We start from the raw sequence: 13875 nt of genomic DNA on the forward strand, positions 1-13875 counted from the left end.
TCAGCTCCCGAACAGGTCCCCGGCCGCGTCCACCCGCTCGAGCACCTCACCGGCCAGGAACAGCAGATCCTCGACAGCCTCGCAGTCTTCCACCTCGTCCCACGTCACCGGCGTCGACGCCGCCGGACGCTCCCGAGCCCGCAACGAGTACGGCGCCACCGTCGTCTTCGCCGGGTTGTTCTGCGACCAGTCGATGAACACCTTCCCGGTCCGCTGCGCCTTCGCCATCGTCGCCACGACCAGCTTCGGCGACTCCCGCGCCAACCGCCGCGCCACCCCCTTCGCGTACTCCGCCGTGTCCTTCGCCGGCGCGTACGCGTACACCTGCATCCCCTTGTTGCCCGACGTCTTCACCCACGCGTCCACACCGTCGTCATCGAGCACCACCCGGATCTGCTCCGCCACCCGCGCACACTCCACGATCGTCGCCGGAGCCCCCGGATCCAGGTCGAACACCAGCAGATCAGGATCCCGCTTCCCACCCCGCGGCCCCACCGTCCACTGCGGCACGTGCAACTCCAGCGCAGCCAGGTTCGCCAGCCACACCAACGTCGCCAACTCGTCCACCATCACGTAGTTGACCGTCTCGTTGCCCTTCGTGCTGCCGGGCGAGTCCAACCGCATGGTCCGCACCCACTCCGGACGGTGCTCCGGCGCGTTCTTCTCGAAGAACCACTTCCCGTCCACCCCGTTCGGATAGCGCTTCAACGTCACCGGACGGTCCTTCAGATGGGGAAGCAGCACCGGCGCGATCCGGGTGTAGTAATCGATCACCTCACCCTTGGTGAACCCGAACCCCGGGTACATCTCCTTGTCCAGGTTCGTCAGCTTCAACACCCGGCCCTCGACCTTCACGGTCGCGTCACTCGACAACCCGACGCACCTCCCCAGCCGTCTTGTCCGGCCGCAGCCCGCGCCACGCCGGAAACCGCATCCGCCCGTCCGGCGTCCACTGCCGGAACACCACCTCCGCCACCAGCTCCGGCTCCACCCACCGCGCACCCTTCGACCGCTCCCGCGGCATCTCCGTCACGAACGGCGACGCCTTGCGGGCCAGCGCCTCCAGCCGAGGCGTCAGCACCGCCAGCTCCGCGTCGGTGAACCCCGTACCCACCGACCCCGCGAACGCCAGCCCACCGTCCTGCGGAATACCCAGCAACAACGCCCCCACAACGCCCGCCCGCTTGCCCTCACCCATCCGCCACCCGCCGATCACCACCTCCTGCGCCAGCAGATCGGTGATCTTGCGCCACACCGGGCTCCGCGCCCCCGGCTGGTACGGCGAATCCAACCGCTTGGCCACCACCCCCTCGAGCCCCTGCTCCCGGCTCGCCGCCAGCACCGCCGCACCGTCGTCGTCGTACGACGGGGGAGTCAGCCAATGCACACCCCTGAGCTCCAGACCCCGGAGCAACTCACGACGCTGCCGGAACGGCAGCTGAAGAGTCGAGCTGCCGTCCAGGTGCAGCAGGTCGAACAGCAGAAGGGTGACGGGAAACTGCCTCGCCGCACGTCTCGCCGCCTCCGACTTGGTGACGTGCATGCGGTTCTGGAGCGCGCTGAAACTAGGCACACCGTTCTGCAGAGCGACGATCTCCCCGTCGAGCAGCGCCTCCGTCGCCCCGAGCTGCTCACCGACGCCCTGGAGCTCGGGGTAAGCGACGGTGATGTCGTTGCCCAGCCGCGACCACGCCTGCACCCGGCCACCCTCGACCCGCAGGATCGCCCGGACACCGTCCCACTTGAACTCATACGCCCACTGATCGTCATCATCGTGGGGGAGCGGACCCGGCACCGCCAGCATCGGCTTCACCTGCTCCGGCAACACCTGCCAGTCCGGACGCACCGCCGCGTGCCGACGCTTCACCATCCAGTTCTTCCCGTCCTTCCCCGACCGGAAGAACACGAACTGACCCCGCGCCCGACGACCGTGCAGAACGACGTCCACCTCACGGTCCGACCACTTCACCGTCTCGTACCGGCCGCGATCCCAGATGAACATCTCACCGCCGCCGTACTCGCCCCTCGGAATCTCACCCGAGAACTGCGCATACTCCAAAGGGTGGTCCTCGGTGTGCACAGCCAGACGCACCACATCAGTCGTCGACGGCAACCCCTTCGGCACCGCCCACGACACCAACACACCATCACGCTCCAACCGCACGTCCCAATGCAGACTGCTCGCGTGATGCTCCTGAATCACAAAAGTGTCGTTATCGCCCTTCGGCAACTCATCAGCAGAAGGAACAGGCTCCGGCGTCCTCGCCGGATCCCGCTTGCGCCGGTACTCGTCGAGCCCGGCCATCTACGCCGACGAAGCCTTCTTCTTCGGCGCCGGCTTCTTCTCCGCGCCCTTCCGGCCCGCCTTCGCCTTCTCCACACTGCGCTCGAGCGCCGTCATCAGATCGATCACGTCACCCTTGTCCTCGGCCTCCGGCTGCTCGGGCAACTCAGCACCCTCCGCCTTCGCCGCGATGACCTTCTCCAGCGCGTCCCGGTAGTCATCGGTGAACGTGTCCGGATCGAAGTCACCCGCCATCGACTCCACCAGCGACGTCGCCATCTTCAACTCCTGCGGCCGCACCTCCACGTCCTGGTCCAGGAAGTCGAACTCCGCCTTGCGGATCTCGTCCGGCCACAACATCGTGTGCATCACCAGCACGTCATCGCGCGCCCGGATCGTCGCCAGCGTCTCCTTCTGCCGGATCGTGATCTTCACGACCGCCAGCTGCCCCGTCTTCACCAGCGCATCCCGCAACAGCACGTACGGCCGAGCCGCCGCCTTGTCCGGCTCCAGGTAGTACGTCTTCTGGAAGTAGATCGGATCGATCTCCTCCGCCGGCACGAACTCCAGGACGTCGATCGACTTGTCGGTCTTCACCGGCAACTTCTCGAAGTCCTCGTTCTCCATGATCACCATCCGGCCGTCGTCCAACTCGTAGCCCTTGGTGATGTCGCCGTACTCGACCTCTTCACCGCACACCGAACAGACGCGCTTGTACTTGATGCGCCCACCGTCCGCCCGATGCACCTGGTTGAAACGGAAGTCGTGCTCCTCGACAGCCGTGTAGAGGCGCACGGCGATCGTCACCAACCCGAAGGAGATGGCCCCACGCCACACGGATCTCATCTTCATTGGGTACCCCTGAAATGCGGTTCTCGCACTATCAGGTCACCCACTCGGCCTAACGATCCGGCAACTGAGCGACCCCCTGCCCACACGTCTCGCACAGCCGAGAGTGCCGCACCGGACTGGAACACCGCTAGATGCGCTAGATGTCCCTGAGCGCCCGATACGTCCTGTTGCTCGCCACCGCCGCACGCCGCTCCCGCGCCGTCGCCTCGATGTAGTTCTGACTCGTCGCCAAACTCGCATGCCCCAGCAACGCCATGATCTCGCTCGCCGACGCCCCGTCCTCCGCCAGCCGCGTCGCGAACGTGTGCCGCAACGCGTGCAGGTTCGCCCCCGTCGGCACCCGGTCGTGCAACCCCGCCCACCGGAAGCACTGCTTCACCAGGTACTCGAGCCCACCCCGCCCGATCGGCTCACCGTGCCGATCCCGCAGCAACGCACTGTCCCGATCGAACCGCCCCTGCGGAAAACGCTGCTTGCAACTCTTCAGATAGGCGTCCACGATCCGCTCCATCGGCGGCTCGATCGGCACACTGCGATCCCGGTTGCCCTTGCCCTTCACGTGCAACCTGCGATCACCCTCGCGCCCCACGATCGACGCCAACGTCAACGTCCGCATCTCCGCACTCCGCAGACCCGCCACCAACCCCAGCGCGATGACCAGCACGTCCCGCTCCGGCCACGGATCACGACCCTTCCGCGCCCCCTCCGCCGCGGCCGTCAGCAACTGCTCCGGAGTGTCCTCACCCCGCAGCGGCTTCGGCACCAGCGGAGGCGTCTTCGGACGCGCCACCGCCCCCATCGGGTTCCCGGCGATCAGGTCCTCGGCCACGCAGAACGTCAGGAACTGGTTCCACGTCGACCACGCCCGCAACACCGAACTCTTGGCGTGCGTGTCCGCGAACAACCCGAACGCCTGACGCAGGTTCCCGCCGGTCAAGTGACCGATGGTGAGGTCCTCGGCGGGTGTCCGCAGCGTCTCGGCCAGCAGCGAGGTCACGCCGGCGAGATCTCGCTGGTAGGCGGCCGTGGTGTGCGGCGAGTCCTTGCGAGTCCGGCGGGCGAGGAAGAAGGCGTCCTGGGCGGCGAGCACGTGCATATGGATCTTGTACCGCACACCCCCGACAATCCTCGCCGCAGGGGGAGGGGAGCGGTTGCCTGCTTTTGGCCCTGAACTGCGAAAACAGGCGTACGGTGGCCTGGTCGATGATCACTCGGCGGTGCAGCCCGGGGCAGTGTCACCCGTCCTGATCAGGCGTGGGGCCCGCGGTGGCGCACGGCGGTGATGAGAGAGCCGTTTCTCCCCTTGCTCCGTGCTGGATAATGGCGATTATGCATGAAATGTCCGTTTCATCCGGTTTGGCCGGATTCGGAAACGGCAGACAGAGGCACTGGACCAGGCGGCGTCACTTGTCGGGGATCGTGAGCGTAATGGCGCCCCGCCACGTACGTCTCACTGACGACACGTCGGTGTCGACCGCGCTCCGACATCGCCGTGGATCTGATGTTGTGGCGTCTGCAAGCGCAGCCGGCCTGCCCGTCGGCTGCGCCTTGCAGACGCGCCAACACGGGCGTTGCGGCCCCTTCTGAGGCGATCATCGCAGGTCGCCGTTTCGCCGATAATCTACATTATGTCAAGTAACGTAGATCCGGGCCTGCCCCGGGGCTTGTCCTGACGGCCTCCCTGTGGCGTCTCGCCCGCTCGTTCGCCGGCGTGCGCGCGTTGGTTCGCTCAGACGGCTCCTGCTGACGTTCGGCCGTGCGTCGTCGCGCTGTCTCCGTTGCGGGTGCCGCTCATCGGATCTCGTGGACGCTTCTCTCGTCTCTCGCTGTGCGCCTGCTTTCGTCACCGTGGCGTTAGACGTCGTCGTGGCAGGCTCTCGCCTCGTGATCGATGACTTCGCGAAGGCGTACTTGCACGGCGATCTGCGCGAGCTGCGTCAGGTGCTCGTGTGGAAGCTCGACGGTTTGCCCGAGGCCGACGTGCGGCGCCCGTTGGTGGCGTCCGGGACGAACCTGCTGGGTTTGGTGAAGCATCTGACGCTGACCGAGGCCCGGTACTTCGGCGAGGTGTTCGGGCGGCCGTTCCCGGAGCCGATCGCGCGCTGGGACGACCTGTCGGCGCGTGGCTTGGACATGCGGGCTGATGAGACGGAGTCCCGTGAGGACGTCGTGGCCCGGTACCGGCGGGCGTGGGCGCATTCGGACGCGACGATCGAGGCGTTGGCGGTCGACTCCCCCGGTCATGTGCCGTGGTGGCCGCGTCCTGACGTGATGTTGTTCAACGTGCTGGTGCACGTGGTGACGGAGACGGCGCGGCACGCGGGTCACGCGGACATCCTGCGCGAGCAGCTGGACGGGTCGACCGGCGAGGGTCGCTGAGCACGTTTGTGCTGGTGGCGCTCTCGTAAATGATCTTGTCGGGGTCGGTTGCCACACTGGTCCCATGCGCTACGCGATCTATGTTCCTTCGTTCGGTGCGTCGCTGGGTGACCCGTCCGTTCTCGTTTCGCTGGGCGTGGCGGCCGAGGAGTCGGGCTGGGACGGTTTCTTCCTGTGGGACCACGTGGTGGTGCCCGGCGAGCCTCTCGTCGCTGATGTGTGGGTGACGCTGGGCGCGGTGGCGGCGCGCACGAGGTCGATCCGGTTGGGCCCGATGGTGACGTCGCTGGGTCGTCGGCGGCCGTGGAAGGTGGCGTTGGAGGCGTCGACCCTGCAGCGTCTGTCGGGTGGTCGTGTGGTGCTGGGTGTGGGCGCGGGTGTGCCGCAGGACTTCGAGCCGTTCGGTGAGCGCGTGTCCCGTGCTCGGGCGTTGTCCGAGGGTGTCGAGCTGTTGTGTGCGTTGCTGTCGGGTGCTGAGGTGGAGCACCGCGGTGAGGTGTTCGAGGTGTCGGGTGTGCGGTTCGCTGCGGTGGAGGTGCCGATCTGGGTGGGTGGCAACTGGCCGCGTGAGAGCCCGTTCCGTGCGGCGGGGCACGCGGTGGGTGTGGTGCCGGCGACGTTCGGCCCGGAGGGTCTGGTGGTGCTCTCCCCCGCTGACGCCGCGCGTCTGAAGGCGGACTTCGTGGCGTCGGGTGGCCCGGTGGATGGCGATGTGACGATCTGGGGTGGTGCCGAGTTACCTCGCGAGGTGGCCGAGTACGAGGCCGCCGGGGTGACGTGGATGCTCACCGACGGCGGCGCTCAGTCTCTCGGCGACCTCCGCGCGTTCATCGCGGCGGGTCCTCCGTCACGCGCGTAGCCCGCGCAGCAGCGTCTCGAGGTACCGCCGAGCGGTGGGCAGCCGGTCGGCGGGGCTGCCGCTGTGCACGTAGGTGGCGTAGGCGATGCCGCACATGAGCGGGACGATGTCGGCGTCATCGAGGTCGGCCCGCACGGCTCCGGCTTCGCGTGCTTTGGCGAGCAGCTTCGAGCCGTTGCCCATGATCTGCTTCTTGAGGTCGGTGGTGCGCGGCAGCACGTCCTGCGCGGCAGCGGAGACCTTGACGAGCGCAGGGTCGGTGACCTGCCCTTCGACGATCTTCGTGAGGAACGCGGCGAACGCCTCCCACGGATCGTCGTGGGCAAGCCCCTGCTCTCCTTGACTGGCGAGCGCTTCAAGGCAGGGCGTGGCAACGGTCTCGAGCAACGCCTCGGTGGTGGGAAAGTGCCGGTAAACCGTTCCAACCCCGAGTCCGGCCCGTCGTGCGACGTCGTTGAGCTGCAGCGGCGTGCCCTCGTCGACGAGTTCACGGGCGACGGCGACGATGTGCTCCCAGTTGCGGGCGGCGTCCTTCCGCTGCGGCGTCATGCCCGAAGACTAATTGGATACGCCATCCGGAACGCGTCCGAGTGGTGCGTACCTCTCGCTGAGCCGGCGCACGGCTCGTTGCACTTTCAGGTCGGCGGCCGTCTTGGCGGGCTTCACCGGCGCCGCGTGCCGCCCGATGACAGTGCCGCTGGGCAGATCCCCGGTGGCGGCCACGATCGACGACCGAGCGGCAACGTCCGCGGGCCCGGAGGTGGACTTCTCGAAGGTGCGCCGCACCAGCGGCCACAGGACCCGCAACCCCACCTTCACCCCGGTCCCCTCGAGCCTTCGGGCGAGTTCCAGCGTGTAGGCGAGGTTCGCCAACTTGGCGCGCCCGTACCAATGGAACCCGTAGTACCCACCAGGAGGTTCAACGGCTTCGAACACCTTCCTGGCCGCGACCACGGCCCCGGAGGTCACGTTGACGACCCGGTCGGTGAGCACCGGCAGCAGCAGTTCGGTGAGCAGGTAGGGCGAGAGGTGGTTGACGACGAACGACCCTTCCACCCCGTCGAGGTCGACCCGGTCGGCGAACATCGCCCCGACGTTGTTGACCAGCACGTCCAGCTCCCCCTCGCCGGCGATCACGGCGGCGAGCGCCCGAACCTCGTCCAGCGACGAGAGGTCGGCCTGCAGGAACCGAGCTTCTTCTCCTCCCCTGGCGTTGATCCTCTCGACCGCTTGGGCCCCACGCTCACCGTTGCGCCCGACGACGGTCACGGCGAACCCGGCGTCCGCCAGCCCTGATGCCGTCTCCAGCCCGATCCCGCCGGTCCCAGCGGTGACAACTGCTCTGCGCCCCATGCCCACTCCCTCAATCCGGATATCGAATCCGCTTGTGGCTCCGACGCTAGCACACATACGGATGAACTATCCGTTTTGGGGTTGCACGCTTGGTCTGTTTGTGTTGTTCCGGACCGGAACGGGCCTGTCGTCAGGTACACAGTTCGGGTGCGAAGGACTTACAGCTACAACGAGGCCGTCAAGATCCTCGGAGGCAAGAACAACCCCGTGGTCGACGCCATGGACAAGATCCTGGGCGGCGCGCTCCTGGCGGGCTCGTTGGGCTTGTGGGAGGTGCTGAGCCTCTTCGACGCCAAGCCGGACTTCCTCAAGCTCAGCAACGAGCTCATCACCAAGCTCTCCCCCACCCGCCGCGAGGCGAGCCGTTACTCCCGCACCCAGCAGCTGCACGCCGCCCACGCGGTCCTGGTGATGACAGCGTTCTTCGAGGCCTGCGCCGAGCAGCAGATCACGCTGGACGGGAAGGACGAGAGCCTGACCTCCAACAGCAACCCGTGGCAGATGGAACTGCCGCTGCCGTCGGCGGACCGCCCTTACGAGGAGAACTTGGCGAAGATCGGGCACCTCTACGATCGGCTCGGTGGCCTGGTGTACTCGAGCTTCAGCGTGCTGGGCAGCTGGGGCGGTCGCGGCCAGGTGGAGCGGGACCGGCTGCATGAAGTTGGGACCCGTGTCGTGCCGGCACGCGCGCTGGAGCGCTACGAGGAGTTGCTCGCGCAGTTGGCAACGGACTACCCCGAGGTCAGCTTCTGGTGCTCGACCGCGGACGGCATGGCCACCCGCAAAGCGTTGGCGCGTCTGGAGGACGTGCTCCGCGAGATCACGACCGCCCGGACACCCGCGCCGTGGATCGCGGAGCTGGCCGGTGCCTATGAGGGTGCGTTGCGGCGCCCGCTGGCGAAGGACGTGCCCGGCGGCGTCCGAATCCCGAGCCTGGAGGAGGCGTACGTCGATCCGCGGTTCCAGGTGTTCGCCAGTGCCGAGCGTTTCGAGGCTCCGTCGCTGCTCGAATGGTGGAGCTCGGTGCCGGCCCGCGACGATCTCTACGCGTACCTGGTGGGGTACCTGACCTCTCCGCAGGCCCTGTCCGCTCCGCTGCTGGTGCTGGGTGATCCGGGTTCGGGCAAATCGGTGCTGACGGAGATGCTCGCCGCGAGGTTGCCCGCGGAGGACTACGCCGTCGTGCGGGTGGAGCTGCGCAACACTCCGGCGGACGCGGGGCTGGATCAGCAGATCGAGCACGGGCTGCGCCTGCTGTTGCAGGAGTCGGTGAGCTGGGCGGACTTCTGCCGGGAGGCCGGGGGCGCCCTACCGGTGGTGATCCTGGACGGGTTCGACGAGTTGCTGCAGGCCACCGGTGTGAGCCAGACGCGCTACCTGTCGGCGGTCGCCGAGTTCCAGCAGCGGATCGAGGACATGGGTAGGCCGGCGGCGTTCGTCGTGACGAGCCGGTTGAGCGTGTGCGCGGGTCTGGAACTGCCGCAGGGCACGCGGGTGGTGCGGCTGATGCCGTTCGACGACGACCAGGTGCGGGCGTGGCTGGAGGTGTGGAACGCGGTCAACCGGCCTTTGCCGGTGTCAACGGTGCTGGACTACCCGGACCTCGCGTCGCAGCCGCTGCTGTTGCTGATGCTGGCGTTGTACGACGCGGTCGACAGCTCGTTCCAGCGCGACCACCTCGGCATGAGCCGAGGTCAGCTGTACGAACGCCTGCTCACCCAGTTCGCTCAGCGCGAAGTCGTCAAGGGTGTCTCGAACGTGTCGGCGGCCGACCTGGGCAGTGACGTCGAGGTCGAGCTGGAACGTCTGTCGGTCGTCGCGCTCGCGATGTTCAACCGCGGCGTGCAGTGGGTGGCCGAGCACGCGGTGACCTCCGACCTCGGCCAGTTGCTGGGCATGGAGTCGCTGGAGCGCCTGTCCGGCACCCGGACGCCTCTCACCGCCGGCGAGAAGGTGCTGGGGCGGTTCTTCTTCGTGCAGAAGTCGGAGGCCGTGCGCGACGACCTGACGAAGCTGCGGACGTATGAGTTCCTGCACGCGACGTTCGGCGAGTACCTGGTGGCGCGGTTCGTGTGGGACAGGCTGATCGAGCTGCACCGGGAAGACGCGACACGATCACGCCGCAAGAACGCGCAGGACGACACGGAGCTGTACACCGTGTTGGCACACATGTCGCTGACCACCAGCAAGCCGGTGCTGGAATTCCTGCGGGAGCGATCGGACACATCGGACCGGGACGGGTTGTTCGATCTGGTGTCCCGGCTGCTGGCCCAGCGGGACGACACCAGGAAGTCGCGCGGTGACTACGAGCCGACGCGGTTGTCGGACTCGGCCAGGGACGCGAAGTACTCGCTGAACCTCGTGGTGCTGGCGCTGGCGTTGAAGGGCGAGCTCTCGTCCGGTGACCTGGGGCTGGACGTCGAGGCCTGGCAGCGGCTGACGCTGTTCTGGAAGTCACGCGTGTCATCCAGTGAGTGGGCCAGCGTGGTCCGTGCGCTCTGGGTTCTGCCGGTGGAAGGGACGCAGAGGTTCACGCTGGCGCTGGGTGATCGCACCGAGAGCTATCTGCCGATGGCCGAGCCCTACGTGACGTTGGACGAGGTCAGTCTGACGTTGTGCAACGCGGTGCGGCCGCTCGCGGAGAGGTACGGCATCGATGTGGCTGGTGCATTGGCCGGGTTGAAGGTCGCGACCGTCCAAGAGTGGTTGCCCGCCTTGCAACGGCTCCGGGACGCGGACAAGGCGAACCATGTGTTCTGGGAGGAGTTCTACTCAAGGCTCGGCATGGGCGGCGACGACGTGGCGTTGATGAGGGCGTTCGCTGACCTGAAATCGGCGATTCCCGTCCACGAGCAGTTGGAAGGGCTGCTCAGGCTGCACGAGCTGGGAACTGACGGCAGCGCGGTCGACTCCTTCAAGTTCGGGCTCGCAACGGCTCTGGAATGGTTCGAGCAGACAAGCTCTCACAGTCAGGTGCGGCCGGATCTGCTCAAGCGGGCCACACGGGCGGCGGAGGAGTTGGGTGTCCCGTGGACGCGGTGAGTTCGGCGGCCAGTGCCGCCAGTTCGACCTCGGTCAGGTCGCGCTCCCCCACCCTCCGCAGCAGCTCGGTGCGGGAGCAGACGACGACGGCTCCGGGGCGGCGTCCCAGCTCCGCGGCGGCGACGATGGAGGTCTCCCCGTTGTGCAGGACGAGGATCGGGTCGGGCGTGTCGGTGTAGAGCAGGCGCTCGATGTCACGTCCGGTGATGGCCATGCTCAGTCTTGTACGGCGCGGGCGTAGCGGGCCGCAAGGGTGCGAACGTGTGCCACGAGTTCCGGTGGTGAGGTGATCTCGAAGTCGAGGTCGAGCACGCCGATCCAGACGGCGAGGGTTTCGAGGGAGTCGGAGCCCGTCACGAGGACGCACGACACGTCGTCCACGGCTTCTACGGTGCCGATCATGGCGTTGATGCGGTCGGCCACCGTGGAGGCCGGGGCGTGGATCAGGACTCGGGCCTGGTATCGCCAGGCTGCCTGGTTGACGCGGGCGGCGACGTAGGTGGTGGCGTCGAAGTCCCGCGGGGTGAAGCGGGGGCCGAAGGGCGGCTGGGGTGGGGTGATGCGGTCGACGCGGAAGCTGCGCCAGTCGGACTTGTCGGCGTCCCAGGCCACGAGGTACCAGCGGCGGCCCCAGTTGACGAGGCGGTGGGGTTCGACTCGGCGGCGGGTGGGGGTGCCGTCGTGGGCCTGGTAGTCGAAGCGGAGGGTGTCGCTGTCGCGGCAGGCCGCTGCCAGGGTCGACAGGAGTTCGGGGTCCAGCGCGGGTGCCGGGTGGTCTCTCGGGACGGACTCGATCTGTTCCAGGGCTGAGACGCGGTGGCGCAACCTGGAAGGCAGGACCTGTTCCAGTTTCAGCAGGGCTCGCAGGGAGACCTCTTCCAGGCCTGTGACGGCGTTGGTGCGCAGGGCGGCGGCCACGGCGACCGCCTCGTTGTCGTCCAGCAGCAGGGGTGGGAGTTCGGCGCCGGCGCCGAGGCGGTAGCCGCCGAACGAGCCCGTGGTGGCGTTGACCGGGTAGCCCAGTTCGCGCAGGCGGTCGACGTCGCGGCGGACGGTGCGGGGGCTGATCTGCAGTTCGTCGGCCAGTTCGCTGCCCTGCCAGTCGCGGCGGGACTGCAGCAGGGCGAGCAGGCGCAGCAGGCGGGCCGAAGTTTCCAACATGGACGGACACTTTAGGACAGATGCTGGCCGCAAGGTTCGTTAGCCTCGGGTTATGACGGAGATCAGGGAATTCCAGATCGCGATCGACGACGCCGACCTCGACGAGCTGAAGGCGCGGCTGGGCAGGACGCGGTGGACCGACCAGGTCGAGGGGGCCGGGTCGCGCTATGGGGACTCCGTGGCGGACGTCCAGGAGATGGCGCGGTACTGGGCACAGGACTTCGACTGGCGGGCGGTCGAGGCGCGGCTCAACTCCTTCCCGCAGTTCGTCACCGAGATCGACGGCACGAACGTGCACTTCCTGCACGTCACCAGCCCGAACCCGGACGCGCTGCCGATCATGCTCATCCACGGCTGGCCGGGCTCGGTGATGGAGTTCGTGGACGTCGTCGAGCACCTGCGCGAGGACCACCACCTGGTGATCCCGTCGATCCCCGGCTTCGGGTTCTCAGGGCCGACGAACGACACGGGCTGGCACTCCGGCCGGATCGCGAGTGCGTTCGCCGAGCTCATGGCACGGCTGGGGTACGAGCGGTACGGGGTGCACGGCAACGACGCCGGCGCGATCATCGCCCCGCAGGTCGGGCAGGCCGACCCGGAGCACGTCGTCGGGGTGCACGTCACGCAGGTCTTCTCCTTCCCCTCAGGTGACCCGGCCGAGATGGAGGGGCTGACCGAGGACGACCACCGGCGTCTCGGGGTGCTGCAGAACTTCTGGGAGACCATGTCCGGCTACGCCAAGCTCCAGCAGGCGCGGCCGCAGAACGTGGCGTTCGCGCTCGCCGACTCCCCCGTCGGGCAGCTCGCCTGGACCATGCAGCTGATGGGTGAACCGGCCGTCACGAAGGACTTCCTGCTGGCGAACGTCGCGATCTACTGGTTCACCGGCACCGCCGGGTCGTCCGCGCGGCTGTACTTCGAGGACGCCCACCGCGAGGACCAGCCCGGCCCGACGACCGTGCCGATGGGGGTGGCGGTCTTCCCCGACGACTTCCAGACCATCCGCCGCTTCGCCGAGCGCGACCACCACAACCTCGTGCACTGGTCGGAGTTCGAGACGGGCGGGCACTACTCCGGGCACGACTCGCCGGAGCTGCTGGCGGGCGACATCCGGGTGTTCTTCGCGAAGATGTAGGGCGCGCCGCACTGGCTCGAGGCGGGGTTGCGGGGACTGGCGGGTGGCGGTCGCGGCCGGGGCGTTCCTGGCCATGATCGCCGACACCACGATCCCCGAGGCCTGCGAACGCGCCCGCCTCCACACCGGCCTGTGCACCACGGCGGGATTCCTCACGGCCTTCGTGGTCGAACGGCTGGGCTAGACGCGCCAGACCGTTGCGCCGCGGGTCTCGGTGCTCTCCAGCGTCATCGGCACCGGCACCTCGTAGCGGGCCTGCGCGGCGAACCGGCCGGGCGGCAGGTGCGCCCGGTCCGGGTCCCCCAGCAGCACCAACGCCCCCCGCGCCGCCGCACGCAGCAGGAACGGCAGCACCAGGGCGGTGATCGCGGCGTCGTAGAACGCATCGCCCGCCAGCACCACGTCGGCGCCGTGGGCGTCGCTGTCGAGCTGGTCGTCGCCCAGGACGGTGACCGCGACCCCGTTCGCGGCCGCGTTGAGCTGCACCGCCGTCAACGCCAGCGGGTCGATGTCGTTCGCGGTGACCGAGTCCGCTCCGGCCAGGGCCGCGGCGATCGCCACCAGGCCCGACCCGCACGCCAGGTCGAACACCTTCTTGTCGCGCACCAGGCCCGCGTTGTCCAGCAGGTGCCGCGCCAGCGCCTGGCCACCCGCCCACGGGAACGCCCAGAACGGCGGCTGGTCGTGGTGGGTGAGCTCCCACAGGTCCATCGCCTCGGCCGCGCTGTGCAGCACCACCTCCGGCACCAGCGGCACGGGGGTCAGCGTCGTGTTGGCGAGCACGAACTCGGTGAGCGTGGGCGCGGACAT

The 13875-nt window shown here is 68.0% G+C and carries 13 protein-coding genes and 1 pseudogene; 5 read left to right on the forward strand and 9 right to left on the reverse strand.

The window, feature by feature from the left end:
- From ligD (QSK25_RS18900) to QSK25_RS18915, 4 genes are all read right to left on the reverse strand, one after another.
- The gene (gene ligD, locus QSK25_RS18900) at positions 1 to 873 is read right to left on the reverse strand and encodes a non-homologous end-joining DNA ligase (protein WP_285639887.1); all 873 of its coding nucleotides are present in this window, start codon (positions 871 to 873) and stop codon (positions 1 to 3) included.
- Positions 863 to 2305: a non-homologous end-joining DNA ligase gene (gene ligD / locus QSK25_RS18905; RefSeq protein WP_285639888.1), complete on the reverse strand. Its 1443-nt coding sequence runs from the start codon at positions 2303 to 2305 to the stop codon at positions 863 to 865. Before ligD (QSK25_RS18905) ends, ligD (QSK25_RS18900) begins: the two co-directional genes overlap by 11 nt.
- Entirely contained in the window at positions 2306 to 3130 is an 825-nt protein-coding gene (ku, locus tag QSK25_RS18910) for a non-homologous end joining protein Ku (protein WP_285639889.1), read from the reverse strand.
- 142 nt (positions 3131 to 3272) lie between these two features.
- Entirely contained in the window at positions 3273 to 4250 is a 978-nt protein-coding gene (locus QSK25_RS18915; RefSeq protein WP_285639890.1) for a tyrosine-type recombinase/integrase, read from the reverse strand.
- A 770-nt stretch (positions 4251 to 5020) separates the two neighbouring features.
- Here QSK25_RS18915 and QSK25_RS18920 point away from each other — a divergent pair.
- Both QSK25_RS18920 and QSK25_RS18925 read left to right on the forward strand, forming a co-directional pair.
- Positions 5021 to 5515, forward strand: a complete 495-nt coding sequence (locus QSK25_RS18920) for a DinB family protein (RefSeq protein WP_285639891.1) — start codon at positions 5021 to 5023, stop codon at positions 5513 to 5515.
- Between the two features lie 64 nt (positions 5516 to 5579).
- A complete protein-coding gene (locus tag QSK25_RS18925; RefSeq protein ID WP_285639893.1) occupies positions 5580 to 6374 on the forward strand; it encodes an LLM class flavin-dependent oxidoreductase in 795 nt (264 codons plus the stop codon).
- On the opposite strand, the gene QSK25_RS18930 is transcribed toward QSK25_RS18925, so the two are convergent.
- Both QSK25_RS18930 and QSK25_RS18935 read right to left on the reverse strand, forming a co-directional pair.
- The gene (locus QSK25_RS18930; protein ID WP_285639894.1) at positions 6363 to 6923 is read right to left on the reverse strand and encodes a TetR/AcrR family transcriptional regulator; all 561 of its coding nucleotides are present in this window, start codon (positions 6921 to 6923) and stop codon (positions 6363 to 6365) included. The two genes, QSK25_RS18925 and QSK25_RS18930, sit on opposite strands and share 12 nt — an antisense overlap.
- Before the next feature lie 9 nt (positions 6924 to 6932).
- Positions 6933 to 7727 (reverse strand): SDR family NAD(P)-dependent oxidoreductase, encoded by a 795-nt coding sequence (locus QSK25_RS18935; RefSeq protein ID WP_285639895.1) that lies wholly within the window; start codon positions 7725 to 7727, stop codon positions 6933 to 6935.
- A gap of 147 nt (positions 7728 to 7874) precedes the next feature.
- Here QSK25_RS18935 and QSK25_RS18940 point away from each other — a divergent pair, with 147 nt between their 5' ends.
- The gene (locus QSK25_RS18940; RefSeq protein ID WP_285639896.1) at positions 7875 to 10769 is read left to right on the forward strand and encodes an NACHT domain-containing protein; all 2895 of its coding nucleotides are present in this window, start codon (positions 7875 to 7877) and stop codon (positions 10767 to 10769) included.
- Here QSK25_RS18940 and QSK25_RS18945 read toward each other — a convergent pair.
- Entirely contained in the window at positions 10717 to 10983 is a 267-nt protein-coding gene (locus QSK25_RS18945) for a hypothetical protein (RefSeq protein WP_285639898.1), read from the reverse strand. The genes QSK25_RS18940 and QSK25_RS18945 overlap by 53 nt on opposite strands.
- A gap of 2 nt (positions 10984 to 10985) precedes the next feature.
- Entirely contained in the window at positions 10986 to 11930 is a 945-nt protein-coding gene (locus QSK25_RS18950; protein ID WP_285639899.1) for a helix-turn-helix transcriptional regulator, read from the reverse strand.
- Between the two features lie 52 nt (positions 11931 to 11982).
- Here QSK25_RS18950 and QSK25_RS18955 point away from each other — a divergent pair, with 52 nt between their 5' ends.
- Together QSK25_RS18955 and QSK25_RS18960 are read left to right on the forward strand one after the other, a co-directional pair.
- Complete coding sequence (locus tag QSK25_RS18955; RefSeq protein WP_285639901.1) at positions 11983 to 13065, forward strand: epoxide hydrolase family protein; 1083 nt, start codon at positions 11983 to 11985, stop codon at positions 13063 to 13065.
- 46 nt (positions 13066 to 13111) lie between these two features.
- A pseudogene (locus QSK25_RS18960) lies at positions 13112 to 13249 on the forward strand (ZIP family zinc transporter); the annotation flags it as partial.
- Here the strand turns inward: QSK25_RS18960 and QSK25_RS18965 are convergent.
- Positions 13246 to 13875 carry a class I SAM-dependent methyltransferase gene (locus QSK25_RS18965; protein WP_285639903.1) on the reverse strand — a complete coding sequence of 210 codons (630 nt, stop codon included), beginning with the start codon at positions 13873 to 13875 and terminating at the stop codon, positions 13246 to 13248. The pseudogene QSK25_RS18960 and the gene QSK25_RS18965 sit on opposite strands and share 4 nt — an antisense overlap.

The sequence above is a fragment of the Lentzea sp. NBRC 102530 genome, assembly GCF_030269365.1.
In the GTDB taxonomy this organism is placed as follows: Bacteria; Actinomycetota; Actinomycetes; order Mycobacteriales; family Pseudonocardiaceae; genus Lentzea.

Bases quoted from the DNA above. Each gene is read 5' to 3' on its own strand.
- ligD (WP_285639888.1), bottom strand. From the start codon at position 2,305: ATGGCCGGGCTCGACGAGTACCGGCGCAAGCGGGATCCGGCGAGGACG.
- QSK25_RS18925 (WP_285639893.1), top strand. From the start codon at position 5,580: ATGCGCTACGCGATCTATGTTCCTTCGTTCGGTGCGTCGCTGGGTGAC.
- QSK25_RS18950 (WP_285639899.1), bottom strand. From the start codon at position 11,930: ATGTTGGAAACTTCGGCCCGCCTGCTGCGCCTGCTCGCCCTGCTGCAG.
- QSK25_RS18945 (WP_285639898.1), bottom strand. From the start codon at position 10,983: ATGGCCATCACCGGACGTGACATCGAGCGCCTGCTCTACACCGACACG.
- ku (WP_285639889.1), bottom strand. From the start codon at position 3,130: ATGAGATCCGTGTGGCGTGGGGCCATCTCCTTCGGGTTGGTGACGATC.
- QSK25_RS18955 (WP_285639901.1), top strand. From the start codon at position 11,983: ATGACGGAGATCAGGGAATTCCAGATCGCGATCGACGACGCCGACCTC.
- QSK25_RS18965 (WP_285639903.1), bottom strand. From the start codon at position 13,875: ATGTCCGCGCCCACGCTCACCGAGTTCGTGCTCGCCAACACGACGCTG.
- QSK25_RS18930 (WP_285639894.1), bottom strand. From the start codon at position 6,923: ATGACGCCGCAGCGGAAGGACGCCGCCCGCAACTGGGAGCACATCGTC.
- QSK25_RS18935 (WP_285639895.1), bottom strand. From the start codon at position 7,727: ATGGGGCGCAGAGCAGTTGTCACCGCTGGGACCGGCGGGATCGGGCTG.